25 protein-coding genes are annotated in these 25,452 nt (G+C 73.3%); 14 read left to right on the top strand and 11 right to left on the bottom strand.

Features of this window, described 5'->3' with window-relative positions; translation table 11 throughout:
• Nucleotides 1-2: 2 nt before the first annotated feature.
• Nucleotides 3-965: an FAD-dependent oxidoreductase gene (locus AB0C02_RS15930; protein WP_357548707.1), complete on the bottom strand. Its 963-nt coding sequence runs from the start codon at nucleotides 963-965 to the stop codon at nucleotides 3-5.
• Between the two features lie 25 nt (nucleotides 966-990).
• Nucleotides 991-2,832 (bottom strand): glycoside hydrolase family 15 protein, encoded by a 1,842-nt coding sequence (locus AB0C02_RS15925; RefSeq protein WP_357548706.1) that lies wholly within the window; start codon nucleotides 2,830-2,832, stop codon nucleotides 991-993.
• A gap of 109 nt (nucleotides 2,833-2,941) precedes the next feature.
• Between AB0C02_RS15925 and AB0C02_RS15920 the strand changes: the two genes are divergently transcribed.
• The gene (locus AB0C02_RS15920; protein WP_357548705.1) at nucleotides 2,942-3,520 is read left to right on the top strand and encodes a general stress protein; all 579 of its coding nucleotides are present in this window, start codon (nucleotides 2,942-2,944) and stop codon (nucleotides 3,518-3,520) included.
• 18 nt (nucleotides 3,521-3,538) lie between these two features.
• Here the strand turns inward: AB0C02_RS15920 and AB0C02_RS15915 are convergent, their stop codons facing one another.
• Complete coding sequence (locus AB0C02_RS15915) at nucleotides 3,539-4,066, bottom strand: GNAT family N-acetyltransferase (protein WP_357548704.1); 528 nt, start codon at nucleotides 4,064-4,066, stop codon at nucleotides 3,539-3,541.
• A 163-nt stretch (nucleotides 4,067-4,229) separates the two neighbouring features.
• Here AB0C02_RS15915 and AB0C02_RS15910 point away from each other — a divergent pair, with 163 nt between their 5' ends.
• Together AB0C02_RS15910 and AB0C02_RS15905 are read left to right on the top strand one after the other, a co-directional pair.
• Complete coding sequence (locus AB0C02_RS15910; protein ID WP_357548703.1) at nucleotides 4,230-4,712, top strand: MarR family transcriptional regulator; 483 nt, start codon at nucleotides 4,230-4,232, stop codon at nucleotides 4,710-4,712.
• 10 nt (nucleotides 4,713-4,722) lie between these two features.
• Nucleotides 4,723-5,709: a pirin family protein gene (locus AB0C02_RS15905; RefSeq protein WP_357548702.1), complete on the top strand. Its 987-nt coding sequence runs from the start codon at nucleotides 4,723-4,725 to the stop codon at nucleotides 5,707-5,709.
• A 49-nt stretch (nucleotides 5,710-5,758) separates the two neighbouring features.
• Here AB0C02_RS15905 and AB0C02_RS15900 read toward each other — a convergent pair whose 3' ends face one another.
• Both AB0C02_RS15900 and AB0C02_RS15895 read right to left on the bottom strand, forming a co-directional pair.
• Entirely contained in the window at nucleotides 5,759-5,887 is a 129-nt protein-coding gene (locus AB0C02_RS15900; RefSeq protein ID WP_357548701.1) for a hypothetical protein, read from the bottom strand.
• 150 nt (nucleotides 5,888-6,037) lie between these two features.
• Nucleotides 6,038-6,775 carry a hypothetical protein gene (locus AB0C02_RS15895; protein WP_357548700.1) on the bottom strand — a complete coding sequence of 246 codons (738 nt, stop codon included), beginning with the start codon at nucleotides 6,773-6,775 and terminating at the stop codon, nucleotides 6,038-6,040.
• A 334-nt stretch (nucleotides 6,776-7,109) separates the two neighbouring features.
• Here AB0C02_RS15895 and AB0C02_RS15890 point away from each other — a divergent pair, with 334 nt between their 5' ends.
• Entirely contained in the window at nucleotides 7,110-7,934 is an 825-nt protein-coding gene (locus AB0C02_RS15890) for a SigB/SigF/SigG family RNA polymerase sigma factor (protein WP_357548699.1), read from the top strand.
• Nucleotides 7,935-7,962: 28 nt separating this feature from the next.
• Here AB0C02_RS15890 and AB0C02_RS15885 read toward each other — a convergent pair whose 3' ends face one another.
• Both AB0C02_RS15885 and AB0C02_RS15880 read right to left on the bottom strand, forming a co-directional pair.
• Nucleotides 7,963-8,304 (bottom strand): PadR family transcriptional regulator, encoded by a 342-nt coding sequence (locus AB0C02_RS15885; protein ID WP_357548698.1) that lies wholly within the window; start codon nucleotides 8,302-8,304, stop codon nucleotides 7,963-7,965.
• Between the two features lie 2 nt (nucleotides 8,305-8,306).
• Nucleotides 8,307-9,065 carry a polysaccharide deacetylase family protein gene (locus AB0C02_RS15880; RefSeq protein WP_357548697.1) on the bottom strand — a complete coding sequence of 253 codons (759 nt, stop codon included), beginning with the start codon at nucleotides 9,063-9,065 and terminating at the stop codon, nucleotides 8,307-8,309.
• A gap of 225 nt (nucleotides 9,066-9,290) precedes the next feature.
• On the opposite strand from AB0C02_RS15880, the gene AB0C02_RS15875 reads away from it, so the two are divergent.
• A complete protein-coding gene (locus AB0C02_RS15875) occupies nucleotides 9,291-11,978 on the top strand; it encodes an ATP-dependent helicase C-terminal domain-containing protein (RefSeq protein WP_357548696.1) in 2,688 nt (895 codons plus the stop codon).
• A gap of 6 nt (nucleotides 11,979-11,984) precedes the next feature.
• Here AB0C02_RS15875 and AB0C02_RS15870 read toward each other — a convergent pair whose 3' ends face one another.
• The gene (locus AB0C02_RS15870) at nucleotides 11,985-12,710 is read right to left on the bottom strand and encodes a protein phosphatase 2C domain-containing protein (RefSeq protein WP_357548695.1); all 726 of its coding nucleotides are present in this window, start codon (nucleotides 12,708-12,710) and stop codon (nucleotides 11,985-11,987) included.
• Nucleotides 12,711-12,921: 211 nt separating this feature from the next.
• On the opposite strand from AB0C02_RS15870, the gene AB0C02_RS15865 reads away from it, so the two are divergent.
• From AB0C02_RS15865 to AB0C02_RS15845, 5 genes are all read left to right on the top strand, one after another.
• Complete coding sequence (locus AB0C02_RS15865; protein WP_357548694.1) at nucleotides 12,922-15,531, top strand: glycoside hydrolase family 9 protein; 2,610 nt, start codon at nucleotides 12,922-12,924, stop codon at nucleotides 15,529-15,531.
• Nucleotides 15,532-15,799: 268 nt separating this feature from the next.
• Nucleotides 15,800-16,120 (top strand): multidrug efflux SMR transporter, encoded by a 321-nt coding sequence (locus tag AB0C02_RS15860; protein ID WP_357548693.1) that lies wholly within the window; start codon nucleotides 15,800-15,802, stop codon nucleotides 16,118-16,120.
• A gap of 135 nt (nucleotides 16,121-16,255) precedes the next feature.
• Complete coding sequence (locus tag AB0C02_RS15855) at nucleotides 16,256-17,179, top strand: hypothetical protein (RefSeq protein WP_357548692.1); 924 nt, start codon at nucleotides 16,256-16,258, stop codon at nucleotides 17,177-17,179.
• Between the two features lie 92 nt (nucleotides 17,180-17,271).
• Nucleotides 17,272-17,874, top strand: a complete 603-nt coding sequence (locus tag AB0C02_RS15850; protein ID WP_357548691.1) for an HAD family phosphatase — start codon at nucleotides 17,272-17,274, stop codon at nucleotides 17,872-17,874.
• A 142-nt stretch (nucleotides 17,875-18,016) separates the two neighbouring features.
• Nucleotides 18,017-18,550 carry a GNAT family N-acetyltransferase gene (locus AB0C02_RS15845; protein ID WP_357548690.1) on the top strand — a complete coding sequence of 178 codons (534 nt, stop codon included), beginning with the start codon at nucleotides 18,017-18,019 and terminating at the stop codon, nucleotides 18,548-18,550.
• Nucleotides 18,551-18,612: 62 nt separating this feature from the next.
• Here AB0C02_RS15845 and AB0C02_RS15840 read toward each other — a convergent pair whose 3' ends face one another.
• Nucleotides 18,613-20,025 carry an NADP-dependent succinic semialdehyde dehydrogenase gene (locus tag AB0C02_RS15840; protein ID WP_357548689.1) on the bottom strand — a complete coding sequence of 471 codons (1,413 nt, stop codon included), beginning with the start codon at nucleotides 20,023-20,025 and terminating at the stop codon, nucleotides 18,613-18,615.
• Between the two features lie 13 nt (nucleotides 20,026-20,038).
• The gene (locus AB0C02_RS15835) at nucleotides 20,039-20,302 is read right to left on the bottom strand and encodes a DUF6343 family protein (RefSeq protein WP_357548688.1); all 264 of its coding nucleotides are present in this window, start codon (nucleotides 20,300-20,302) and stop codon (nucleotides 20,039-20,041) included.
• A gap of 212 nt (nucleotides 20,303-20,514) precedes the next feature.
• Here AB0C02_RS15835 and AB0C02_RS15830 point away from each other — a divergent pair, with 212 nt between their 5' ends.
• A complete protein-coding gene (locus AB0C02_RS15830) occupies nucleotides 20,515-21,111 on the top strand; it encodes an antibiotic biosynthesis monooxygenase (protein WP_357548687.1) in 597 nt (198 codons plus the stop codon).
• A gap of 106 nt (nucleotides 21,112-21,217) precedes the next feature.
• On the top strand, nucleotides 21,218-22,087 hold the full coding sequence (locus AB0C02_RS15825; protein ID WP_357548686.1) for a GDSL-type esterase/lipase family protein: 870 nt from the start codon (nucleotides 21,218-21,220) through the stop codon (nucleotides 22,085-22,087).
• 154 nt (nucleotides 22,088-22,241) lie between these two features.
• On the opposite strand, the gene AB0C02_RS15820 is transcribed toward AB0C02_RS15825, so the two are convergent.
• Nucleotides 22,242-23,225 (bottom strand): peptidase M23, encoded by a 984-nt coding sequence (locus AB0C02_RS15820; RefSeq protein ID WP_357548685.1) that lies wholly within the window; start codon nucleotides 23,223-23,225, stop codon nucleotides 22,242-22,244.
• A 404-nt stretch (nucleotides 23,226-23,629) separates the two neighbouring features.
• Here AB0C02_RS15820 and AB0C02_RS15815 point away from each other — a divergent pair, with 404 nt between their 5' ends.
• Together AB0C02_RS15815 and AB0C02_RS15810 are read left to right on the top strand one after the other, a co-directional pair.
• On the top strand, nucleotides 23,630-24,550 hold the full coding sequence (locus tag AB0C02_RS15815; protein ID WP_357548684.1) for a PAC2 family protein: 921 nt from the start codon (nucleotides 23,630-23,632) through the stop codon (nucleotides 24,548-24,550).
• A 102-nt stretch (nucleotides 24,551-24,652) separates the two neighbouring features.
• Entirely contained in the window at nucleotides 24,653-25,450 is a 798-nt protein-coding gene (locus AB0C02_RS15810) for an exodeoxyribonuclease III (protein ID WP_357548683.1), read from the top strand.
• Nucleotides 25,451-25,452 lie beyond the last annotated feature (2 nt).

Raw genomic sequence — 25,452 nt, 5'->3', positions numbered from 1 at the left:
CCTCAGGCGAGCAGCCGGGCGACCAGGGCCCGGCCCAGATCGCGACCGGAGCGCCAGGCGCTCTGCACCCGGGGCCGCCCGAACGCGTCCCCGGCGAGACCGATCCCGTCGTCGTCCAGGTGGTACGTCGCGCCGGCAGCGGCGTCGGCAGGCTGGGCGTACGTCCAGCGGTGCACGTACACCAGCTCGGCCGGCTCCGGCAGGCCGAGCAGGTCACGGACCGCCTGCTCGATCGCCGGGCCGGCGGCGGTGGGTTGGAGCAGGTGTCCCGCGGCGAACTCGGGGGTGGTGTGGGCGACCAGCACCGGCGCCCCGTCGCCCCGCCGGTCACCGTCGTCGCAGACCAGGCTCAGCAGGGGGTGCCCGTTGACGAAGGCGCCCCGGAAATCCGGCCAGCGCCGGGCCGGGAAGCGCAGCACCCCGGTCAGCGCCGACGACCAGCGTTGCGCCTCCACCGCGCCGGTTGCCGCCGTCAGCGCGGGGTCGAGCAGCAGGGCCGCCTGCGGGCCGGGCATGGCCAGCACAGCAGCCTCGCAGGCGCGGCCGTCCACCCGTGGACCCGGTTCCACCGTCATCACCAGCCGGTCGTGCGTGACGGGAAGCTCCCGGGCCAGGTGCTCGACGAGCGAGCGGAGCCCGCGCGGGGCGGCCCAGCGCATCGGGCCCGTGACCTCGCGGCGCCCCGCCGGCCCGTACGCGATCAAGGTGTCGGTCCACTCGCGAGCCAGGCCGGCGGCCCGCCAGCCCTCGACCACGGCGGCGAAGTCGGGATCGTCGACGGTGAGATACGCCGCGCCGAGATCGGCGGGGCGGCCGTCGAACCGCTTGCTGGCCATCCGGCCGCCGGTCACCCGGGCTCGTTCCCGCAGCTGGACCGGGATGCCGGCGCGGATCAGCTCGCCGGCGCACGCCACCCCGGCGATGCCCGCGCCGACCACCACCACACCCGCCCGGTCCGCCGACATCCGGTGATCGTAAGGCCTGGTCCGGTCATTCGCGTTTTCCCGCCGTGGTGGCCGTACCGGTCGGCACGGCCTCCCGCTCTGCACGGCCACCGGCCCGCTCGGTGGCGGCGGTGATCCGGCCCGCGGCGTTGATCAGGCCGATGTGCGAGAAGGCCTGCGGGAAGTTGCCCAACTGCTCGCCGGTGGCCTCGTCGATCTGTTCGGCATAGAGACCCAGGTCGTTGGCCCGGGTGGTGAGCTGCTCGAACAGCCGCCGCGCCCGGTCCAGCTCACCGGCGTCGGCCAGGCAGCCGACCAGCCAGAACGAGCAGATCACGAAGCTCGCCGGGTCACCGTCCCAGCGTCGCAGCAGCCCGTCCCGGGAGAGCCGGCGTTCCACGATGTCCATGGTGGCGCGCATCCGGGGCTCGTCGGCCGGCAGGAAGCCGACCAGCGGCATGATCAGCACCGAGGCGTCCAGTTCGTCGGAGTCGAAGGCCCCGGTGTACGCGCCGACCCGGTCGTTCCAGCCCCGGGTCAGCACCGCCTCGCGTACCTCGTCCCGGGCCGCCGCCCAGCGCGCCACGTCGGCGGCGTCGCCGATCCGCGTGCCGAACCGGATCGCCCGGTCCAGGGCGGTCCAGCACTGCACCTTGGACGACACGTAGTGCCGTTCGGCGTCGCGCGCCTCCCACATCCCGGCGTCCGGCCGGCGCCAGTCCAGCACCGCCTGGTCGGCGAGGGCATGCAGCAGCTGCCGGACCTCGGGCGCCATCGGGTCGAGGTAGTACCGCATCAGCCAGGCGGCGTCGAGAATCTCGCCGAGCACGTCGGTCTGCCGCTGCCGCCAGGCGTCGTTGCCGACGAGCACCGGCCGGCTGTCGGCGTACCCGGCGAGGTGGTCCAGGCGGTGCTCGGTGAGGTCCCGCTCACCCTCGACGCCGTACATGATCGGCACCGGCTCGTCGCCGATCCGGCCCATCGCCCGGGCGACCCAGGCGAACTGCCGGTTCGCCTCGTCCGGGCAGGCCGCCAGCCAGAGCGCCTGGAGGGTCAGGCTGAAGTCGCGTACCCACACGTAGCGGTAGTCGTAGTTGCGGTCGCCGCCGAGTTCCTCGGGGAGCGAGGTGGTGGCCGCCGCGACGACGGCGCCGCTGGGCTGGTAGGTCATCCCCTGCACCACCAGCGCGCTGCGCCGCACCTGGTCGCGGTAGAGCCCGCGGTAGTCGTGCAGCCCGGCCCAGGACCGCCAGCCGGCAACCGTGTCGGCGACCACCTGATCGGCGTCGGGCAGCGCCGGCTCGCCGCCGTCGTAGGTCGGGGCGTACCCGAGGGTGAAGTGGTGGACGGTGCCGGCACGGGCGGTGAACCGCCCGGAGGCGGTGCCGTCGCCGCAGGTCATCGGGGCATTGGCGCGCAACTCCAGCCGGGAGGCGCCGGCGGTCGCCCCGATCACCCCGTCGGTCTCGGTGAGGTAGGCGCGGACCCGGCCGTACTCGAAGCGGGGTCGGTAGTCGACCCGCACCGGCACCTCGCCGGTGAGCCCCTCGACGACCCGGGCGAGCACGCGCGGGGAGCGCAGGCCGATCTCGTGGCCGCGCGCGCCGGCCTCCAGCGCCAGGGCGTCGGTGACGGCCACCGTACCGGTCCGGGTGGTGAAGACGGTACGCAGCACCAGCGTGTCGTCCAGGTAGGACCGTTCGCTGGTGAAGTCGCCCTCGGGCCGGATGCTCCAGTGCCCGGCGGCGCCGTCGAGCAACCGTCCGAAGACCGAGGGGCCGTCGAAGCGGGCCGGACACCACCAGTTCACCGCGCCGGCCCGGTCAACCAGCGCCGCCGTGCGCCCGTCGGCGAGGAACGCGTGCTCGCTGATCCGTCCGGCGTCCACGCCCGTGGCTACCCGCCCGACCCCCGAGCATGCAAGGCGGTGCCCGGCCGCCGCGGGCGTTACCACTCCTGGCGGCGGGGAACGCCGTGGTTGACGAAGGAGGAGGCTCATGACCAGACCCTCGATGCCGGCCTGGCTACCCGGGATGCCCGGCAGCGACAACCTCCCGTCCGGTCCGGGCGGTCGTCCGGCCAAGCCGAGCGGAGACGGACACGGACCCCAGACCGGCCCGCCGACCGTGACAATCGGGTCGTACCCGGACTATCCGTCCGCGCAGCGGGTGGTGGACTACCTGGCCGACAACCGCTTTCCGGTGGAGCGGACGTCGATCGTCGGCACCGACCTCACCCTGGTCGAGACGATCATGGGCCGACTGACCACCGGCCGGGCCGCCGTGGTGGGCGCGGGGGCGGGCGCCTGGTTCGGGCTCTTCATCGGGCTGCTCTTCGGGATCTTCACCGCGGGCAACTGGCTCGTGGTGATCGTGGTGGGGTTGGTGATCGGCGCGATCTGGGGTGCCGTGTTCGGCGCGGTGGTCCACGCGATGACCGGGGGTCAGCGGGACTTCACCTCGTCCACGTCGCTGCGGGCCAGCCAGTACGCGGTGATCGTGGAGGCCGACCTGGCCGAACAGGCCCGGCACCTGCTCGGCCGGATGCACTTCCCGAGCGGCGCGTCAGCCCGGTGACCGCCGCCGGGGCCACGGTCAGGCGTCGGTGGCCAGCCGAGCGTGCAGGTGCTCGTCGTGCCGCCGGCCGTCGCCGTAACGGTGCGACTCGCGCAGGGTGCCCTCGAGCGGGTAGCCGGCCCGCTCGGCGACCCGGCAGGACGCCGGGTTCCCCACCGCGTGACACAGCTCGATCCGATGCAGGCCGAGTTCGGCGAAGGCCCAGGAGCCGAGCGCCCGGACCGCTCGGGTGGCCACCCCACGACCGCGCGCTTCCACGGCGGTCCAGTAGCCGATGCTGGCGTCTTCCCCGTGGATCTCGTTGAGCGAGGCCGCGCCGAGCAGGGTCCTGCGCGCCGGGTCGGTGACCGCGAACGAGAGGCGACGCCCCGAGGTCCAGTCCGATCGCCAGCGGATCCAGTCGAGGGCCCGGTCGAGATCGGTCACGTGCTGGGCATTCCACCGCCCGATGGCGGGGTCGCCCAGCGCGGCCAGCACCGCGGGGGCGTCCTCCTCCCGCCAGGGACGCAGCAGCAGACCAGCGGCGTTCAGCTCGACGTGCTCCACGAGCCGGAGTGTGCCATCCGAGCCCGGGCCGGCACCGCAACACTTACCCCGCCGGGGGATTCACTTCAGATTCCAATGACTGCTCCTCGGTGTGGCTATCACGCCGCTCACCCTCAACTCGAAAGTACTTGTTTAAATTTGAAGTAGTGCTAATGTCGTAGCCGTGACCGAGAGCCTGAACCCCGAGCGGATGGCCGCCTGGCGCGCGTACATCGAGTCGAGCCAGCGGCTGTTCACCCAACTCGAGGAGGACCTGCGGGCGGCCAGCGAGCTGAGCTTCGCCGACTACCACGTGCTGGTGCTGCTCTCCGAAGCACCGGGGCAGCGGCTGCGGATGGGCGAGCTGGCCGGCCGGTTGGTCTTCTCGCCGAGCCGACTGACGTACCAGATCGCCTCGATGCAGAAGCGGGGCCTGGTTGCCCGGCAGTCCTGCCCGCAGGACCGGCGCGGCAGCGAGGCCGTGCTCACCGCCGCCGGCCTGCTGGCGCTGCGCGAGGCCGCGCCGCACCACCTGCGCTCCGTGCGCGCCCACCTGATCGACGACCTCGACGACGCCGAGGTCGCCTGCCTCACCCGGGTCTTCGAGCGGCTCGGCCGGCGCCTGCGCGCCGACCGCGACGCGTCGTCCGCCCCGGCCGACAAGTAAGGAGACCACGATGCCCGCTATCACCGTCGACGACGTTCTAATCCTGCCCCGCCTGCCGGAGCTGGACGAGTCCACCGCCTTCCGCCCGGTCCGCCGGCTGACCACCGCGCCGAGCGGCTACGAGGGCGAGGGGTTCCCGGTCCGCAAGGCCTTCGCCGGCGTCCCGCTCCACGAGCTGGACCCGTTCATCCACCTCGACCAGATGGGCGAGGTTGACTACGCCCCGGGCGAGGCGAAGGGCACCCCGTGGCACCCGCACCGCGGCTTCGAGACGGTCACCTACATGCTCGACGGGATCTTCGACCACCAGGACTCGCAGGGCGGCGGCGGCACCATCACCGACGGCGACACCCAGTGGATGACGGCCGGTAGCGGCCTGCTGCACATCGAGGCGCCGCCGGAGCACCTTGTGGTAAGCGGCGGCCTCTTCCACGGCATGCAGCTCTGGGTCAACCTGCCCCGGGCGGCGAAGATGAATCCGCCGCGCTACCAGGACATCCGCGGCCGGGAGTCGGCACTCCTGACCACGCCCGACGGCGGCGCGCTGATCCGGGTGATTGCCGGGGAGATCGCCGGGCACCAGGGGCCCGGCTCGACCCACACGCCGATCACCATCGCCCATGTGACGCTTCAGCCCGGGGCGGAGCTGAGCCTGCCCTGGCGGCCGGACTTCAACGCGCTGGTCTACGTCATGGCGGGCCGGGGCACGGTGGGCACCGACCGCCGTCCGATCCACATCGGCCAGTTGGCCGTGCACGGCCCGGGTGACGCGCTGCGGGTCACCGCGGACGCGAAGCAGGACAGCAACGCGCCCGCGCTGGAGCTCTACCTCATGGGCGGGCAGCCGATCCGGGAGCCGGTGGCGCACTACGGCCCGTTCGTGATGAACACCCGGGCCGAGCTGATCCAGGCGTTCGAGGACTACCAGGCCGGGCGGCTCGGCGTGATCCCGGCCGAGCGGCTGCCGCACACCGGCGGCGAGGACGCCCAGCCCTGACCGGCCCGCGCTCGACGGGCGTCCCGGTTCACCGGGGCGCCCGTCGGCGTCAGGAGACAGCGAAGATGCCGGCCACCCCGAGGAGCACCATCAACAGAACCGCCACCAGCGCACCCCGTTCCCCCTCCACCGCCTGGTCGCGGTACTCGGTCACGGTGTTCGTCGTCTCGGCGGGCATGCGGTGGCCTCCTCCTGGTACGGCTGGGGGTCCGGCGAGGCCCACGCGAAAGGCTCGTGGTTCCGCGCCGCGCGGAACGCGTCGACCGCGAGCTGAATTACCCGTTCGGGCGACGCGAAACCTCGTCGAGCCGTTGATTCACCACGCCGCTCAGGCTGGCCGTCGTCCCGCCGAGGAAGGGGCCGCCGACCGCCGGTCCGCGGCGGCCGACGGGTCGTCGAGGGCGCCGGGCCCCGGCGGGTACGCGAACGACACCCGCGGCGAATAGAAGCCCCCGCAGATCACGAACGGGTTGGCGGGGCGCAGCGCGTAGACCGGGTGCTCCGGCGCGAGGAACTCGACCGACTCGACCTCGAACGGGGTCACCGGTTCCGCCACGTACGGGTAATCGGCGGTGAGCAGTTCCCCCTTCCGGACGGTCAGGTACCGGTGGTGCCCGCTGCACACCCGGCTGCCGGTGTGCCCGACGCGGGACACGGTCCGGACGATGGCCCGCCCGTCCGTGCGGGTCTCCGCGGTCAACTGCTCGCCCCGCAGTTCGAGCCGGGTCTCCCCGGACGCCGCCGGGGCGCCTCGGGCGAGGGCGTAGGCGCGTACCAGCGGGCTGGAGACGAGGTAGTGGGTCCACCAGCCGCCGGGGGTGTCCCCCACCGGCGGCGGGTCGATGTCGTCGAGGGCAACGCCGAGGTAGGTGAGGGAGTACGCGCCGAGGCCCGAGGTCTGCGACTCGTCGTCCACCACGTACTGGCAGAGGAACACCTGGCGGTCGGGGCGGGGCCGCAGCCCCGTGGGCACGAGCGCTGCGGCCGCGTCCGGGTCCGCCGGGAGCCAGCTGAACTGGAGCACCCGGGCGTTGACGACGAGTTGCGGAGCAGCGGGATCGAGCACGGCACCTCCGTAGACGAGTACACCCGCACGCTACGGGGAGTCCCGTCGACGGGACAACGACCGAAACGCCGACAATGTGAGGGGGCTGTCGGCTCTCCCGTCGATCCGGATGGTCCACAACGCGTGACCATCCGGACACCTCGATGGGGGCCGCGCGGCGCGGCGAAGATGCCCGAATTAAGCGGGCATGAGCTTTAAACCACTTAAACCCATCATACTTTCGGCTAGATTTTCGCTGGCCGATCAGGTTAGGGTGGCTTCCGAACAGACCAAGCGAGGCTAAACCGAAGCGTCACGTCTTTCTCCGCGGACGAGGTGCAGGGAGGACCACGCCATGACCGCGCACACGATCAGCGAGCAGCGGACCACACCGCCGTCCACCTCCGAGAGGCTCGACCCGCAGTCGCTCACCGACAGCGCCGCCGATCTGCTCAACGCGATGGCCGCGCTGCCCGCCAACCATCCGTCACGCCCCGCGCTGCGTGACAGGACGATCGAGGCCTGGCTGCCGCTCGCCAACCACCTCGCCCACCGTTACAGCGGTCGGGGCGAGCCCACCGACGACCTGGTGCAGACCGCCGCGGTCGGCCTGATCAAGGCGATCGACAAGTTCGACCCCTCCCGGGGCGTCGACTTCGCCGGCTACGCCATCCCGACCATCATCGGCGAGCTCAAGCGGCACTTCCGCGACCGCACCTGGGACATCCGGGTGCCCCGGCGTCTCCAGGAGCTACGGCTGGTCATCTCCGACGCCAACGGCGCGCTGCTGCAGACCCTCGGCCGCTCGCCGACGGTCGCCGACATCGCGGCCCACCTCAGCCTCACCGAGGAAGAGGTCCTGGAGGGCCTGGAGGGCGCCCGCGCGTACAACGCGGTGTCGCTGTCCACACCGACCGGCGACGGCGACCGGGCCACCGAGCTGGGCGACCTGCTCGGCGGCGAGGACGGCGCGTTCGAGCTGGCCGAGCTGCGCGTGGCCCTCGGTCCGGCGCTGGCCACGCTCGACGAGCGGGAGCAGAAGATCCTCACGCTGCGCTTCTACGGCAACCTGACCCAGTCGCAGATCGCCGAACGGATCGGCGTGTCGCAGATGCACGTGTCCCGGCTGCTGGCCCGGGCGATGACGAAGCTGCGCGGGGAACTCGACGGGACGTACTGACGGACGGGGTGCCGGGCGAGGCCGGCGGTCACGCGAGACTCTGCGCCGTGCGGGCGAGCGTGCGTTGCCGCAACGCCGGGTCGGTGACGATCGTCGCGGCCGCGGCGAGGCGTCGTGCCTCGGCCAGCACCCTGTCCCGACCCTGCGGAGTCAGGGCATAGCAGCGCCGGGCCCGCCCGTTGACGATCTCCTCCTTCACGACCTCGATGAGCGCGGCCTCGGCCAGCCGGTCGAGGATCGCGTAGAGCGTGCCGGCGGCGATCCGGACGGAGTTGTCGGACAGGGCGCTGACCCGCTTGATGATGACGTAACCGTGCAGTGGGCCGTCGAGGAGCGCGGCCAGGACGAAGTAGCTCGGTGCCCGGAGCATGCTCACCGCTCCCCGAGCAGCTCGCTGACCGTGACGAACTCGAAGCCACGGGTGCGCAATCCTTTGATCATGTCGGGCAGGCCCTTGATGGCGACAAGTCGTTCGTCGGCGCCCGTGTCGTGAGCGAGCATGATCGTCCCCGGGGTGCACGATCCGACGATGTAGTCGACCAGTCCCGCCTGGTCGTTCCGGTAGTCGGTCTCCACCATCTGCTGGTTCCACAGCACGACCGAGGCGCCGAAGTCGGCGGCGGCCAGCAACGCACTGCCGCCGAGATGGCCGTACGGCGGGCGCAGCAGGGTCGGTTCTGTGCCGGTCACGGTGGCGATCGCCCGCGCGCCCCGCTCGATGGCCTCGTACGCGTCGGCGTACTCCATTCGCGCGAGATCCCGATGAGCCCAGGTGTGGTTACCCATCTCGTGCTCGCCGAGCTGCCCCGCAAGCAGATCGCGGTGCGCCAGCGCCCGCTCTCCGATGAGGAAGAACGTCGCCCGGACCCGGTGCTCGGCCAGGATGGCGTGCACCTGCGGAGTCCAGTTCGGCATGGGTCCGTCGTCGAAGGTCAGCGCGACCAGCTTCTTGGTGGTGTTGATCCCCCAGGTGACCGCCACCTCACGGTGCCGCGGCTCGGTCCTCCGGCCACTATGGACCGTGGCCGCGTAGCCACGGTAGAAGGGCAGCGGGTAACGCTCGTTGAAGTGCTCCACGCCGGTGACGCCCCCAACGCCGGCGGTCGCGCCGAGCCCGGCCACCAACGACATCCGGATCAGGTCGCGCCGCCGCCGTCCGCCGCCGGCGGGCGGTCTGTCCGGTGCCGCCGGCGCCGGTAGCGGTGTTGCCCCAGCGTGTTTGGATGCCGTCGCGGGGTCGTTCGACGAAGGAGGTTTGGTCACTCGATCACTATATACGCGTTACACGTATATGGTGGCCCGCTGCGATCCGCGCCCCTGATCAGCGGCCCGAGCACCGGGTGAGAGATTAGGACCGTGCTCTCCGACGTGGCCATCGACCTGCCGGTCCGGGCGATTCTGCCGACGCTGACCGGGGCGCTGCGTGCGGCCGGCACGGCGGTCCTGGTCGCGCCCCCCGGCACCGGCAAGACCACCCTCGCGCCGCTGGCGGTGGCCGACGAGGTCGCCGGGCGGGTGGTGGTCGCCCAGCCCCGCCGGATGGCTGCCCGGGCCGCCGCCCACCGGATGGCCGCCCTGCTCGGCGAACGCGTGGGTGGCCGGATCGGGTACGCCGTCCGCGGCGAGCGCCGGGTCGGGCCGGACACCCGCGTCGAGGTGGTCACCACCGGCCTGCTGGTACGGCGGCTGCAACACGACCCCGAGCTGCCCGGGGTCGGCGCGGTGCTGCTCGACGAGTGCCACGAGCGGCAGCTCGACGCCGACCTGGCGCTGGCCTTCACCGTGGAGGCCCGGGCCACGCTCCGGCCGGACCTGTGGCTGCTGGCGATGTCCGCCACCCCGCCGGCCGACCGGTTCGCCGCGCTGCTGGGCGGGCCCGACCGGCCCGCGCCGGTGGTCCGGGCCGAGGCGGCCCTGCACCCGGTGACCCGGGTCTGGGCGCCGCCGCCCCGACCGATCGCCGCGCCGGGCGCGGGACGGGTCGCCCCGGCGCTGCTCGACCATGTGGCCGCCACGGTCCGGCGGGCACTGCGCGAACGGGACGGGGACCTGCTGGTCTTCCTACCCGGGGCCGGCGAGATCGCGGCGGTCGCCGCCCGCCTGGCCGACCTGCGCGACACCATCGCCGTGCTGCCGTTGCACGGCCGACTGCCGGCCGCGGCGCAGGACGCCGCGCTGCGGCTGAAAGCGGACGACGTCAGCGGGCCGGACGGCTCGGCTCGGCCGTTCCGGCTCGGCGCGTCGGACGCGGTGCGCCCCGCAACGGTCGACCGGCGGCGGGTCGTGCTGGCCACCGCCGTGGCGGAGAGCAGCCTGACCGTGCCGGGGGTACGCGTGGTGGTGGACGCCGGGTTGAGCCGGGTGCCCCGTACCGACCTGGCCCGTGGGCTGGGCGCGCTGGTCACCGTGCCGGTGTCCCGGGCGGCGGCGACCCAGCGGGCCGGCCGGGCCGGGCGGGAGGCCCCCGGCGCGGTCTACCGGTGCTGGTCGGAGGCGGCCCACGGCCACCTCGCCCCGCAGCCCGAGCCCGAGATCGCCACCGCCGACCTCACCGGGTTCACGCTGGAACTGGCCGCCTGGGGCGACCCGGACGGCGTCGGGCTGGCGCTGCCCGATCCTCCACCGCCGGCCGCACTCACCGTCGCCCGGGAGACCCTGACCACGCTCGACGCGGTGGACGTGGGCGGCCGGATCACCGCCCGGGGGCGGGCCATCGCGGCCGTCGGGGCGCATCCCCGGCTGGCCCGGGCGCTGATCGACGGGGCGGAGCGGGTCGGCGCCGACCGGGCCGCCGAGGTGGTCGCCCTGCTCGCCGAGGAGACCCTCACCGGGGCCGGCGACGACCTCGCCGCGCTGTGGCGCCGGGTGCGCGGCAACGCCGACCCGGCCGCCACCGCCCGCTGGCGCGCCGAGGTACGCCGCCTCCGCACCGCCCTGCCCGCCGGGCGGTCCGGCGGCCGGGCCGGTGCGCGGGACGACACCACCCCGGCGCGGGCGACCCGGGACGGCGGCGGGTCGTCCGGGACCGCCGCGACCGGACGAACCGCCGACGCCGACCGGCTCCCCGACGACCTCGCCGCCGGGCTGCTGGTGGGGTTGGCGTATCCGGAGCGGCTCGCGCGGGTGCGGCGGGGCGGCGGATCGGCGTACCTGATGGCCGGCGGGACCGCCGCGGAGCTGGCGGCCGGGTCGGGGCTGGCCGGGTCGACGTGGCTGGCGGTCGCGGTGGCCGACCGCACTCCCGGGGCGCCGACCGCCCGGGTCCGACTCGCCGCACCGGTGGACGAGGCAACCGCGCGGGAGGCCGGCGGCCCGCTGCTACGCACCGACCGCGAGGTCGGCTGGCTCGGCGGGGACGTGGTGGCCCGCGAGGTCGTCCGGCTCGGCGCGATCGAACTGGTCGACCGGCCCCTCGCGGCGCCGGACCCGGCGCTGCTCGCCGAGGCCGTGCTGACCGGGCTGCGCCAGGCCGGCCCGGGCCTGCTGAGCTGGACGCCTGAGGCGACGGCGCTGCGCCGGCGGCTGGCCTTCTGCCGCACCGCGCTCGGCGACGAGTGGCCCGACGTGTCCGACGCGGCGCTGCTCGCCGCCGCGCCCGGCTGGCTCGGCCCAGAGCTGGCCGGGGCGCGCCGCCGAACCGACCTGGGCCGGATCGATGTCGCGGCGGCGCTGCGCCGGCTGCTGGACTGGCGGCAGGCGGCCCGGCTGGACGAGCTGGCGCCGGAGCGGCTCGCCGTGCCCAGCGGCTCCCGGATCCGGGTGGACTACGCCGACCCGGCCGCCCCGGTGCTCGCGGTCAAGCTGCAGGAGACCTTCGGCTGGCAGGACGCGCCCCGGATCGCCGCCGGCCGGGTGCCGGTGCTGCTGCACCTGCTCTCCCCCGCCGGCCGGCCGGTGGCGGTCACCGCCGACCTGGCCTCGTTCTGGCAGGTGGGCTACCCGCAGGTGCGGGCGGAGCTGCGCGGGCGCTATCCCCGCCACCCGTGGCCGGAGGATCCGACCACCGCCGAGCCGACCCGGCACGCCGCGCCGCGCCGGCGCTGAGCCGGGCTACTCCTCCACCACGTCGGCGATCACCACGGTCACGTTGTCCGGGCCGCCGGCCCGCAGCGCCAGGTCGATGAGCCGGGCTGCGCACGCCTGCCGGTCGGCGTGCTCGGCGAGCACCTCGGCGAGGGTCTCCGCGCGGACCACGTTGGAGAGGCCGTCGCTGCACAGCAGCCAACGGTCGCCGGCCCAGGGCACCATCGTCGCGTATGCCGGGCTGACCTCGTCGCCCTGCAGCGCCTGGGTCACCACGGCCCGCCGGGGGTGGCTGCTCGCCTCCTCGGGGCTGATCACGCCCTGGTCGACCAGCATCTGCACGAAGGTGTCGTCCCGGGTGACCTGCTTGAGCACACCCTCGCGGAACAGATAGGCGCGGGAGTCGCCGACGTGGGCCAGGGCCAGGCAACTGCCGGTGCGGGCGAAGAGCAACGCGGTCAGGGTGGTGCCCATGCCCTGTCGTTCCGGGTCCTCCGCGACGGCCTCCCGGATCCGCGCGGTGGCCAACTCGATGCCACCCTGCAGGGCGGCGACCAACGCGTCCTCGGGGGTCTCCACGTCCAGCGGTGCGACCGCGTCGATGGCGATCCGGCTGGCCAGGTCGCCGGCGGCCATACCGCCCATGCCATCGGCGACGGCGACCAGCGAGTTGCCGGCGTGCTGGGCGTCCTGGTTTCCACTGCGGATCAGCCCACGGTCGCTCGCTCCCACGGAACGAAGCTTCAGGGTCATGGGTGGCAGCCTGCCAGGCGAAGGGTGCAGTTGTCTCTAGGAGATCAGGACCATGCCGCGTGGCGCGGCGAATCTCACTGCCGGGCGTGCCGCGATCTCATTACTCCGGATCGATTGACAGCGAGGGCGCGCGCTGGAAACATCTCTCCAATTGGGAGCGCTCCCAGCTCCTGCCCCCACCACCACCGCTGCCGCACGGAAGGAACCCTCCGTGAGCCCATACCGACGTCGCCTGACGGCGCTCGCCGCGGCCACCACCCTCGTTATGGCCGGCGCCACCGCCGGCCCGGCCCACGCCGCAGTTCCCCCCGACGCCCCCGAACAGATCCGCAACGGCGACTTCAGCGCCGGCACCAGCCCCTGGTTCTCCTACGGCACCGGCGAGCTCAGGGTCGTCGACGGCCGGCTCTGCACCACCGTTCCCGGCGGCCTGGCGAACCTCTGGGACGCGGGCATCGGCCAGGACGCGGTGCCGCTGATCGCCGGCGCCGAATACGAGCTCTCGTTCGACGTCTCGGCCACCCCCGGGACGGCCATCACGGCGGTGCTCCAGCTCGGGCACGATCCCTACACCACGTACGCCAGCGCCAACGCCACCGCGACCGCCACCGCGCGGCACGTCGACACCACGTTCACCGCCCCGGCCGACAACCCCTCCGCCCAGCTCATCTTCCAGGTCGGCGGCAGCCCGCAGGCACAGACCATCTGCCTGGGCAACGTCTCGCTGCGCGGCGGCGAGGCGGCCGCGCCGTACGAGCCGAACACCGGGCCGCGGGTGCGGGTCAACCAGGTCGGCTACCTGCCCGGCGGCCCGAAGAACGCCACCGTGGTCACCGACGCCACCGACCCGCTGCCGTGGCAGCTCAAGTCCGCGGCCGGCACGGTGGTGGCCAGCGGCCGGAGCACCCCGCGCGGGGTCGACCCGGCCTCCGGACAGAACGTGCAGACCGTCGACTTCTCGTCGTTCCGCACCCCGGGCACCGGCTACACGCTGGTGGTTGACGGGGAGACCAGCCACCCGTTCGACATCTCCGGCACCCTCTACGACCGGCTGCGCGCCGACTCGCTCCAGTTCTTCTACGCCCAGCGCAGCGGCACCGCGATCGACGGCAACCTGATCGGCGCCCAGTACGCCCGCCCGGCCGGGCACCTCGGCGTGGCCCCCAACCGGGGCGACACCACCGTGCCCTGCCAGGCCGGTGTCTGCGACTACTCCCTCGACGTGCGCGGCGGCTGGTACGACGCCGGCGACCACGGCAAGTACGTGGTCAACGGCGGCATCGCCACCTACCAGCTGCTGAGCGCCTTCGAACGGACCAAGACCGCCGAGACGGCCGCCGGCGGCGCGGCGCTGGGCGACGCGACGCTGCGCGTGCCCGAGCGGGGCAACCGCGTCCCGGACATCCTCGACGAGGCCCGCTGGGAGCTGGAGTTCCTGCTGCGGATGCAGGTGCCGGCCGGCAAGCCCCTCGCCGGGATGGCCCACCACAAGATCCACGACCGGAACTGGACCGGGCTGCCGCTCGCCCCGCAGGACGACCCGGAGCCGCGTGAGCTGCACCCGCCGTCCACCGCCGCCACCCTCAACCTCGCCGCCGTCGCCGCTCAGTGCGCCCGACTGTTCGCCCCGTACGACGCCGCCTTCGCGGCCCGCTGCGGCACCGCCGCGAAGACCGCGTACGCCGCGGCCAAGGCCCACCCGGCGATCTACGCGTCGGCGGCCGACGGCAACGGCGGCGGAGCGTACGACGACACCAACGTCACCGACGAGTTCTACTGGGCGGCCGTCGAGCTGTGGCTGACCACCGGCGAGCAGGCGTACCTGACCGACCTCACCGCGTCGCCGCTGCACACCGCGGACGTGTTCGACGCCGGGGGCGCCTTCGGTTGGCAGAGCGTCGCCGCGCTGGGCCGGCTCGACCTGGCCACCGTGCCGAACGCGCTGCCGGCCGCCGAGCGGGCCCGGATCCGCGCCTCGGTGGCCGCCGCCGCCGACCGCTACCTGGCCACCCTGCGCGGCCAGGCGTACGGGCTGCCGCTGTCCGGCGATGCGAACTCCTACGTCTGGGGCGGCAACAGCAACATCATCAACAACGCGGTCGTGCTCGCCACCGCGTTCGACCTGACCCGGGACGCGAAGTACCGGGACGGGGCGGTGCAGTCCGCCGACTACCTGCTCGGCCGCAACGCGCTGAACATCTCGTACGTGACCGGCTGGGGCACGCACGCGGCGCAGAACCAGCACACCCGGATCTTCGCCCACCAGCTCAACCCGGACCTGCCGCACCCGCCGGCCGGCTCCCTGGCCGGCGGCGCGAACTCCGGCCTCCAGGACCCGTACGCGGCCAGCCTGCTGACCGGCTGCCAGCCGATGTTCTGCTACGTCGACGACATCAACTCGTACGCCACCAACGAGGTGGCGATCAACTGGAACTCGGCGCTGGCGTGGCTGGCGTCGTTCCTCGCCGACCAGGGTGACGCGGCGGCGGTGCCGGCCCCGACCTGCGCCGTCACGTACACCACCCACGGCAGCTGGCCCGGCGGCTTCAACACCCAGGTCACGGTGCGCAACACCGGCAAGTCGGCGTTGAACGGCTGGACCGTGCGGTGGGCCTTCGCCGGCGACCAGAAGGTGAGCGACCACTGGTCGGCGAAGCTCAGCCAGTCCGGGGCCACGGTCACCGCGACGAACGAGTCCTGGAACGCCACGATCGCCCCGGGGGCCGAGATCACCTTCGGCCTGATCGGCTCGACCTCCGGCGGCCCCAACCCCACCCCCACCCTGATCACCCTCAACAACAAGGCCTGCACGATCTCCTGACCCCCGCGGCGTAGCCGCGCCGGCAAGATCGTGCTCGAAGCAGGAAGTAGTGGCCTCCCGTCGGCGTGGAGGCCACTACTTCCGTGTTTGAGGGCGATCATTCCGGGCCAGCCGCGCGGGCTGGCCCGGCCACTCCGCGCCACTCCGCGCCACTCCGCCCGAGGGTCGACTCAGTGGCACCCTCGCCTCCGCCCCGGCCGCCTGGCAGGCGTTCGTCGGCGACCTCCGGGGGTCCGGCCGCCGCTGACCCGGCCGGTACGGTCCCACCATGGCGTACCTGTTCCTGCTGGGCGCGATCACCGCCGAGGTGATCGGCACCAGCCTGCTCAAGGCAACCCACGGCTTCACCCGGCTCTGGCCGACGCTCGGGCTGGCGGTCGCGTACGTGTCGTCGTTCGGGCTGCTCGCCCTGGCCGTCAAGGAGATCCCGGTCGGCGTCGCGTACGCGATCTGGTCCGGGCTCGGCACCGCCGCGATCATGGCGATCGGAGCGGCCTTCCTGGGTGAACCACTCAGCGTCGCGAAGGTGATGGGCGCCGCCCTGATCATCGCCGGCGTGGTAGTCCTCAACCTCGACACCGCCCACTGACCACACCGGGCGATCTTGGCAGGAAGTGACCCCAACAGGGGCACTTTCCCTCCAAGATCTGCGCAGCTCGGCGTGTCGAGCGGGGTGGCGAAATCGGGTGGACGCGGTGGGGAGGCGTACCCCAGGGTGGCGGGGATGGACTCGGGTGAGTTGTCCGGCGCGGAGCGCCGGGTGTGGGCGGCGCTGCCGGCGGGGACGCGGAACGCGCTCGCCGCCCTGCCCGCCGCCGACCTGCGGACGCTGCTGTTGACCGTGGCTCGGGACCGCGCGGCGGTGGTGCGCCCGCCGGACGTGCTGCGGCGCTGGCGGGACGATCGCTTCGTCCGGCCGTCGGAGGTGGACCCGCGCGCACTCAGCCGGCTGGAGGCGCGGCTGTGGGAGCTGTTGCCGGCCGACGTGGCGGGCGTCGAACTGTCCCCGGTCGTCCCGCTCGGCACCTGCACCGCCGTCGCGCCGGTAAGCCAGAACCGGATCGTCACCACCGTACGCGGCACCGAGGTGGTGAGCGACCCGACGAACGCCCTCGCCGTCGAGACAGCGGCGCGTCGGCAACGGCAGTCCCGCAACGGCGAGGTACACCTCGCCGCCGTGCACCGGGTGCTCCGGGCGCAGGACTTCGGCCCCGGCGCGTCCGCGCACTTCCGGCTCTTCACCCTCGTGTCCAGCGCCCGGGACGCGGGGTCGGGGCGTACCGAGGCACGGCTGCTGGCCCGACACCTGGCCTGGTGGCGTACGGTGCTCGCCGAGCTGGCCCCGGCGGCCGCGCCCCGGCTGCACGTCACAGTCCTCGACCCGGTCGTCGGCGAACGGCTGGCCGACACCGTCCGCCCGGCCCTGACCGTCGACGGGGTTCCGCTGCTCGACGAGCCGGAGCGGCAGCGCGGGCGCGGCTACTACATCGGGTGCGCGATGCGCCTCACCCTGCGCGACGGCGCGCTGGAGGTCGGCGACGGCGGTTTCACCGACTGGACGGCCCGGCTGACCGGCGACGCGAAGGAACGCTGCCTCGTCTCCTGCCTGGCCACCGAACGCCTCGTCACCGACGGGGTGGACCGGTGACGGGTCCGACCGATCGGCACCTGGCGTCCCACCCAAGGAGAGCGGCGCAGCCCCAGCCACCGCATTTTTCGGCGAGGTCATAATCTGCCCAGGTGAGCCTGCCCCTGCCTCCCGGCGACTTCCGCGCGTACCTGTTCGACTGCGACGGCACCATCGTCGACTCGATGCCGCTGCACTACTCCGCCTGGTGTTCGGCCCTCGACGAGTGGGGCTGCGAGTTTCCCGAAGAGCTGTTCTACGCCTGGGGCGGCCGGCCGATCGCCGACATTGTCGCCGCGCTCAACGAGCGGCATGGGCTGGCCATGCCAGTCGACACCGTCGTGCAGCGGCAGGAGGAGCTTTACCAACGGGCGCTGCCCGAGGTGACCGCCGTGCCGGAGGTGTTGGCACACATCGAGGACGCCCACGGGCGCATCCCGTTCGCGGTGGTCTCCGGCGGCACCCGGGAGTCGGTCACCGTCTCGCTCGACACGCTGGGTCTGCTCGACCGGTTCGAGACGCTGGTCTGCGCCGGGGACTACACCCGGCCCAAGCCTGATCCGGAGGCGTTCCTGCTCGCCGCCCGCCGGCTCGGCGTGCCCCCGGCGGACTGCCTGGTCTTCGAGGACACCGACCTGGGCATCCGGGCCGCGACGGCGGCGGACATGGCGTCGGTCCGCGTACCAGCGCCGTGGGAGCGGGTCGCAGCGGCGTGAGCGGTTCCAGACCCGGGCGGCCGCATCCATCGATCGGTCGGTCGGTCTCAGCATCATGGAAGCGGGCGCTGGCGAACCGGGGCGCCGACGACCGGCGGTGGCCGATGATCGGCCGCCGGTCGCCGTGTAGCAGCATGACGGGATGACTGACCAGCAAACCGTCACCATCCGACCGGGCGGGCCGGACGACGCGGCCACCGTGCTGCGGCTGCTCGATACGGCCACCACCTGGCTGGTCGAGCGCGGCCGGACCGGCCAGTGGGGCACCCAGCCCGCGTCGGCCGACCCACGGCGGATCGCCCAGGCCGACGCGTGGGCCACCAGCGGCGGCCTCTACCTGGCCATGCTCGGGGACGCCGCCGTGGGCGCCCTGGTGGTGGGGGCGGCGACCGACTACGTGCCCCCGGCCACCGAGCCGGAGCTGTACGTCAACCTGCTGGTCACCGACCGGGCGTACGCCGGCCACCGGATCGGGGCGCGGCTGCTGGCGTACGCGGAGGAGCTGGCCCGCGACCGGGGCCTGGGTCTGCTGCGGGTGGACTGCTACGGCGGCGACGACCGGGCTCTGGTCCGCTTCTACGAGGGCTGCGGCTTCACCGCCACCGACCCGTTCACGGTGCAGCGGCCCGGCCGCGACCCGTGGCCCGGCCAGGTACTCGAACGCCGCCTCGGCTGACGCCGGTAACCAGGGGCCCCTGTTGACGCCTCCGGTGGAGCAGAGGCCCCCTTTTTACAGCTCTACTCGGCGTGCGCGCCCGCGCCGACGCCGGCCTCTCCCTCGCCGATCCAGACGGTCTTGGTGTTGCAGAACTCCCGCATGCCCACGGCGGACAGTTCGCGGCCGTAGCCGGAGTTCTTCACGCCACCGAACGGCAGCTCCGGGAAGGAGGTGGTCATGCCGTTGATGAAGACGCTGCCGGCGTCCAGGTCGGTGGCGAAGCGCTCCTGCTCGGCCGGGTCGGTGGTCCAGGCGTTCGAGCCGAGACCGAAGCTGGTGCCGTTGGCGATCTCGATCGCCTCCTCGTACGAGGACGCCCGGTAGAGGCCGGCGACCGGTCCGAAGACCTCCTCGGCCCACATCCGCATCCCCGGCCGCAGGTCGGTCACCACGGTCGGCGGGTAGAACCACCCGTCGCCGGCGGGCAGTTCCCCGCCGCAGAGGATGGTCGCGCCGTTGTCGGCGGCGTCCTGGACCTGCGCGTGCACCTCGGCCCGACCGCGGTCGCTGGCCAGCGGGCCGACGTCGGTGCCGCCGTCCATCGGGTCGCCGACTGTGAGCGCGGACATCCGGGCGGCGAACTTCCCAGCGAACGCGTCGAAGACGTCGGCGTGGACGATGAACCGCTTGGCGGCGATGCAGGACTGGCCGTTGTTCTGACAGCGGGCGGTGGTGGCCACCTCGGCGGCCTTGTCCAGGTCGGCCGAGGGCATCACCACGAAGGGGTCGCTGCCGCCCAGTTCCAGCACGGTCTTCTTGAGTTCCCGGCCGGCGATCTGGGCGATCGAGCGGCCGGCGGGCTCGCTGCCGGTGAGGGTGGCAGCGCGGACCCGCGGGTCGCTGAGGATCCGGTCGACGGCCTCCGAGCCGACCAGCAGCGTGGTGAACGCGCCCTCGGGGAAGCCGGCCCGACGGAACAGGTCCTCCAGGTAGAGGGCGGTCTGCGGCACGTTGGAGGCGTGCTTGAGCAGGCCGGTATTGCCGGCCATCAGGGCCGGCGCGGCGAACCGCATGACCTGCCAGAGCGGGAAGTTCCACGGCATCACCGCGAGCACCGGCCCGATCGGCTGGTGCCGGACGAACGCCCGCTTCGCCTTCACCGCGCCCGCGTCGGCCGGCTCGTCGGCGAGCATCCGTTCGGCGTTGGCGGCGTAGAAGCGGCAGGCCGTGGCGCACTTGGTCACCTCGGCCCTGGCCGCCGCGTACGTCTTGCCCATCTCGAGGGTCATCATCCGGGCGGTCTCGTCCCGCTCGGCCTCCAGCAGGTCGGCCGCCGCGGTGAGCCATCGGCCCCGCTGCGCCACGGTGGTGCCGTGCAACTGCCGGAAGGCCAGGTCGGCCCCTTCGATGGCGACGTCGACCTGCTCGTCCGACATCGGGGCGTACGTCTTGAGCACCTGTCCGGTGGCGGGATTGGTGGTGGCGATGGACAAAGTCGTACTCCTGTCACTCGAACAGTGAGTGCCGCACGCCCGGCTCCTCCCGGTGGCGGGCGGCGCGGCGGCGCTGGATGATGACCAGGTCGACCACGGCCACCGCGGCGAGGATCGCGCAGACCACGCCCAGCCACGCCAGATGCACGGCGAAGGCGACCACCGCGAAGCCGGTCAGGGTGACCAACCCGAACAGGGCGAGCGCGAGCCGCAGGTTGAGCGCGCTGTACGCGTGGCCGACCGTGCCACGGGCGCGACGGGGCTGTGATCGCGTCATTCCTTCGGGCTACCCCCGCACGGGCGAGGCTAACCGGCCGGCGGCCGTTGCCGAACCATCGACGGCGGGCCCTCTCGCCGGGTCGCCAGGCGGGACAGCCCGGGCGTGGACGGTGATCCCGGCCACCGGGGAGGCCTCGGGCGGATGCGACGGCCGGTGGGGTGCGTTACAAGGCGGTGCGCCACACCGCCGGCGATAGGGAGGATGTAGGCATGACCATGACGCACGCGGCGCCGGTGACCGTCGCCGTCGCCCGACGCGCCGATCCCGCGCGCACCGACGAGATGGTGGCGTGGATGCGGGCCGGCACGGCGCTGGCCGAGACCTTCCCCGGCTTCCTGGGTGCCGGGTTCGTCCGCAGCTCGGCGGGCTCGCCGGAATGGCATGTGATGTACCGGTTCGCTGATGACGAGATGCTGCGCCGCTGGGAGGAGTCGCCGCAGCGGCGCTGGTGGCTGACCTCGGCGCAGGGCATGGTCGAGCACACCCGGGTCGAGCGCCGTACCGGCATCGAGGGCTGGTTCGACCCGCCGGTGGACCACGTGGTGGAGACCGTGCCGGCCGGGCCTGCGACGCCGCCCCGGTGGAAGCAGGCGGTGACGATCTGGCTGGCGTTCTTCCCGCTGAGCCTCACCGCGACCCTGCTCACCGCGAGGTTCATCGCCGACGTGCCGCTGGCGGTCCGGACGCTGCTGATGACGCTCTGCCTGACCCCATTGATGACCTACCTGGTGCTGCCCCGGATCACCCGGGCACTGCACTGGTGGCTGCACGGCCAGCCGGCACCCTGGCGGCGCGTAACATCCTGATGTTAAGGACCGTTGTCGATGCCGGATAGTCGACAACAATTCCTGTCATCGCGGTCGGCCCGCGTAGGGTCGACGGGCCGCTTCGTGCCGCGGGACGGGGGACGGGATGCCTCGACGTGGAGTCGCCGCGCTGGCCTGCCTGGCGGCGCTGGTCGCACTGGCCTGTGACGGCGCCGGTTCCGCGACCCCCCGACCGTCGCGCTCCGCGACTCCCCAGCCCTCGGGCTCCGCACGCCCCGACGGCCCGGCGGTGATGACCGCGCTGGGCGACTCGATCACCACCGGCTTCGGCTCCTGCCTGGTGCTGGTGAGCTGCGAGCGCAACTCCTGGTCGACCGGGGACAGCATCCGGGTCCGCAGCCACTACCGTCGGCTGCGCGAGCAGGCCCCGAAGCTGCGGGCGTACGACCGGGCGACGCCGGGGGCCCGCGCGGCCGGGCTCGCCGAACAGGCCCGCACGGCGGTACGCGACAAGGCGGACTACGTCACGGTGCTGATCGGCGCGAACGACGCCTGCCGCGCGGACGTCGACGCGATGACGCCGGTGGCCACGTTCCGGGAGCAGGTCGACGCCGGCCTGCGGGTGCTGCGGGAGGGCCGGCCGAAGGCCCGGGTGCTGGTGGTGAGCATTCCCGACCTGTATCGGCTCTGGGAACTCGGGCACACCGAGCCTCGGGCGGTACGCGCCTGGTCGCACGGCGTCTGCCCGGCCCTGCTGGCCGACGCGACCTCGACCGCGCCGGCCGCCGTTGCCCGGCGGGCGCGGTTCCGGGAGCGGATCGACGCCTACGACGACCAGCTCCGCGCCGCCTGCCGCGCGTACGGGTCGCGCTGCCGCTGGGACGGCGGCGCGGCGCACCGGGCCCGGTTCACCCTGGACGACGTGAACTCGCTCGACTGGTTCCACCCCGCTGTCGCCGGCCAGAACCAACTCGCCGAAGCGACCTGGACCGCCGCCGACTGGCCCACCACCTGACCCCCACCCCCCACCACCCGGCCCGCCCCGCCCCCGTTCCGGTGATCATGAGGTTGGCCGGGACGAAAGGGACGGATCGCCGGGCCAACCTCATGATCGACCGGGCGGGGGTGGGGGTGGGCGGGGGTGGGGGCGGGGGGCGGGCGGGGGGTGGTTAGGGGAGGATCGCGTCGACGACCTGGGTGGCCCGCGACTCGTGCTGGGCGTACGCCCAGGGGAACGCGGATACCTGCACCCGCTGGGCGGCGTCGGTGAGCGCCAAGTTCTGCCAGCCGGGGATCTCCACCAGGACGTCGAGGAACTGCCGGGTGGCGTACGACGGGTTCATCAGGTCGCGCACCGCGCCCCAGCCGCTGCTGGGCCGCTGCTGGAACAGCCCGACCGAGTCGTGGTCCCAGCCGATGGCCTGGTGCGGATAGTTCTGCGACTCGGGCAGCACGCCGCTGGCGTAGTTGTAGAGGTTGCTCTCCTGCATGGCGGTGGCCACCGCGATGATCAGGCCGCGCCGCGGCACGCCCATGTCCCGGCCGGTCCGCACGATCGTCGTGGCGTTGTCCATCTGGGCCTGGTCCAGCCCGGCCACCGGGGCGATCCGCGTGGGCGTCGGCTTGGGTTTGGGCTTCGGATTCGGCTTGGGCTTGGGCTTTGCGGTCGGTGTGGGCTCAGCCGTCGGTGTGGGCTCAGCCGTCGGCGACGAGGTGACGTCCGGATCGGCGGTCGGGGCGTCGGTGGGGGTGGTCAGGGCGGCCGCCTGCCGGTCGAGGCTGCGGGTGGCGGCGTCGCCGGTCGCCCGCTGGGCGACCTCCTGCGCCGTCGCCGAGGTCGGCGAGTCGCCGGCCGCGCCGGCGGAGACCTGGCCGACCCCGATCAGGCCGAGGCAGCAGAGCGCGCCGGTGGCGCCGACCGCCAGCTTGGTACGACCGGGCTGGGCAGCGAGGGAGTTTCCGAGCCCGCCGAGGCGGGTACGGAGGGATTCGCCGTAGCCGCCGAGGCGGGTACGGAGGGATTCGAGGTTGAAGCGTTGGGTGGTGGCCGGCTCAGGGGAACCGGTTGACCGAACGGTGGAGCCAACATCGTCCGAACGGTCAGCCGATCCGCCGAGGCCGGTTTGGTCGTCGAGGGTGCCGTCGTTACGCATTCGACGAGGCTAGGCAGCCGAAACGCCGGTTACCGGCGGTGATCATGTGGCCCTGGCCACAGTCTCCACCCGCCAGATACGACACCGCGCCGCAGCCCTGACCGGGGTCGGCGAATCCTCGCCAAGCGGTCTAACCTCCGGCCGACACAGAGCCGCACCCCTCGGGGTAGGAACCTCGCAGCCCGCCGAGCCCCGGCCGATGATCAACTAGATCATACTTTCGGCCGAGTGTTGGGGTCGCCCCATTGGTGGATCGAATCGGCCGGCGTGGCCGGCGTGGCCAAATCGTGATCATCCTCTGGCCCGTAACGGAATGGACCACGACGGCCGGTACGTTGGCCCGGACGGGGAGGCCGTATCGCACGGCCGCTCCCGTACGCGCGCTCCCAGGGAGGTCTCCACCGGTGCTCGACCCACACGAGCTCTACGAACTCACCGACGATCTGCCCGACCTCGGCCAACCGGTGCTGATTCAGGCGCTCACCGGTTTCGTCGACGCCGGCAGCGCCACCCGGCTGGCCCGGGAGCAGCTGCTCACCTCCATCGAGGCGCGGCTGGTCGCCCGCTTCGACGTCGACCAGCTCTTCGACTACCGCTCCCGGCGGCCGGTGATGACCTTCGCCGAGGACCACTGGGCCGACTACGACGCCCCGACCTTGGATCTGCACCTGCTGCACGACGACGACGAGACCCCGTTCCTGCTGCTCACCGGCCCGGAGCCGGACCTGCAGTGGGAGCGCTTCGTGGCCGCGGTCGCCGGCCTGGCCACCCGGCTCGGCGTACGGCTCACCGTCGGCCTCAACTCGATCCCGATGGCGGTGCCGCACACGCGCCCCAGCGGCGTCACCGCGCACGCGACCCGGCGCGAACTGATCTCCGGGCACGAGCCGTGGCTCCAGCGGGTCCAGGTGCCCGGCAGCGTCGGCCACCTGCTGGAGTACCGCCTCGGCGAGCGGGGCCGCGACGCCCTCGGCTTCGCCGCCCACGTGCCGCACTACGTCGCCCAGGCCGAGTACCCGGCCGCCGCCGAGGCGCTGCTCGCCGCGGTGTCCCGCAGCACCGGGCTGCTGCTGCCCCGGGACGGCCTGCGTTCCGCCGCCGAGGCGGTCCGGGTCGAGATCGACCGTCAGGTCGCCCAGACCGAGGAGGCGGTCACGCTGGTCCAGGCCCTGGAGGAGCAGTACGACACGTTCGCCCGCGGGCGCGGCGAGAAGAACCTGCTCGCCACCGAGACCGGCCCGTTGCCCACCGCCGACGAGTTGGGCGCCGAGCTGGAACGCTTCCTCGCCGAGCAGACCCATCCGGGCGACACCCCGGAACGCTGACCGTCCGCGCGAATCACCGGACACGCCGCCCCGGCCCGCCGGCCGCGCGACACCCCGTGCCGCCGGACGGCGGGACGGCCGGCGATGGGGCACGCTAGGGGCATGCGCCTGGCGACCTGGAACGTCAACTCGGTGAAGGCCCGCCTGCCCCGGCTGCTCGACTGGCTGGCCGCCACGAAGCCCGACGTCGTGTGCCTACAGGAGATCAAGTGCCCCGACGGGGCGTTCCCGGTCGCCGAGGTGGGCGCGCTGGGCTACGAGGTGGCCAGTCACAGCGACGGCCGGTGGAACGGGGTGGCCGTGCTGTCCCGGGTCGGGCTCGCCGACGTGACAGTCGGCTTCCCCGGCGAGCCGGGCTTCCCCCTGCCCGAGGCGCGGGCGATCTCCGCCACCTGCGACGGGCTGCGGGTCTGGTCGGTGTACGTGCCGAACGGCCGGGCACCCGAAGACCCGCACTACACGTACAAGCTCGCCTGGCTGGCGGCGCTGCGGGACGCGCTGGACCCGGAACTGGCCACCGGGTCGCCGCTGGCGGTCTGCGGGGACTTCAACGTCGCTCCGACCGACGCCGACGTCTGGGACCCGGCGCTCTTCGTCAACTCCACCCACGTCACCCCGGCCGAGCGGGCCGCCCTGGCCGCCCTGCGCGACCTCGGGCTCAGCGATGTCGTGCCCACCCCGATGAAGGGCCCACACCCCTACACCTACTGGGACTACCGGGCCGGCATGTTCCACCAGAACAAGGGCATGCGGATCGACCTGGTGTACGCGTCCGCCCCGTTCGCCCGCGCGGTCCGCTCCGCGTACGTCGATCGGGAGGCGCGCAAGGGCAAGGGTCCCTCGGACCACGCCCCGGTCGTGGTGGACGCCGACCTGGTGCCGGTCGTCGAGGCGTTCTGACC

The organism is Micromonospora sp. NPDC048999, from assembly GCF_040649295.1.
In the GTDB taxonomy this organism is placed as follows: Bacteria; Actinomycetota; Actinomycetes; order Mycobacteriales; family Micromonosporaceae; genus Micromonospora.
Note: the sequence above shows the minus strand (reverse complement) of the source record. Positions and strands in the feature narration are given on the sequence as shown.

Excerpts from the sequence above, each read along its gene's own strand:
- AB0C02_RS15810 (WP_357548683.1), top strand. The coding sequence starts at position 24,653 with ATGCGCCTGGCGACCTGGAACGTCAACTCGGTGAAGGCCCGCCTGCCC.
- AB0C02_RS15905 (WP_357548702.1), top strand. The coding sequence starts at position 4,723 with ATGCCCGCTATCACCGTCGACGACGTTCTAATCCTGCCCCGCCTGCCG.
- AB0C02_RS15820 (WP_357548685.1), bottom strand. The coding sequence starts at position 23,225 with ATGCGTAACGACGGCACCCTCGACGACCAAACCGGCCTCGGCGGATCG.
- AB0C02_RS15845 (WP_357548690.1), top strand. The coding sequence starts at position 18,017 with ATGACTGACCAGCAAACCGTCACCATCCGACCGGGCGGGCCGGACGAC.
- AB0C02_RS15830 (WP_357548687.1), top strand. The coding sequence starts at position 20,515 with ATGACCATGACGCACGCGGCGCCGGTGACCGTCGCCGTCGCCCGACGC.
- AB0C02_RS15890 (WP_357548699.1), top strand. The coding sequence starts at position 7,110 with ATGACCGCGCACACGATCAGCGAGCAGCGGACCACACCGCCGTCCACC.
- AB0C02_RS15855 (WP_357548692.1), top strand. The coding sequence starts at position 16,256 with ATGGACTCGGGTGAGTTGTCCGGCGCGGAGCGCCGGGTGTGGGCGGCG.
- AB0C02_RS15930 (WP_357548707.1), bottom strand. The coding sequence starts at position 965 with ATGTCGGCGGACCGGGCGGGTGTGGTGGTGGTCGGCGCGGGCATCGCC.
- AB0C02_RS15860 (WP_357548693.1), top strand. The coding sequence starts at position 15,800 with ATGGCGTACCTGTTCCTGCTGGGCGCGATCACCGCCGAGGTGATCGGC.
- AB0C02_RS15825 (WP_357548686.1), top strand. The coding sequence starts at position 21,218 with ATGCCTCGACGTGGAGTCGCCGCGCTGGCCTGCCTGGCGGCGCTGGTC.
- AB0C02_RS15835 (WP_357548688.1), bottom strand. The coding sequence starts at position 20,302 with ATGACGCGATCACAGCCCCGTCGCGCCCGTGGCACGGTCGGCCACGCG.
- AB0C02_RS15920 (WP_357548705.1), top strand. The coding sequence starts at position 2,942 with ATGACCAGACCCTCGATGCCGGCCTGGCTACCCGGGATGCCCGGCAGC.
- AB0C02_RS15880 (WP_357548697.1), bottom strand. The coding sequence starts at position 9,065 with ATGTCGTTGGTGGCCGGGCTCGGCGCGACCGCCGGCGTTGGGGGCGTC.
- AB0C02_RS15900 (WP_357548701.1), bottom strand. The coding sequence starts at position 5,887 with ATGCCCGCCGAGACGACGAACACCGTGACCGAGTACCGCGACCAGGCG.
- AB0C02_RS15870 (WP_357548695.1), bottom strand. The coding sequence starts at position 12,710 with ATGACCCTGAAGCTTCGTTCCGTGGGAGCGAGCGACCGTGGGCTGATC.
- AB0C02_RS15885 (WP_357548698.1), bottom strand. The coding sequence starts at position 8,304 with ATGCTCCGGGCACCGAGCTACTTCGTCCTGGCCGCGCTCCTCGACGGC.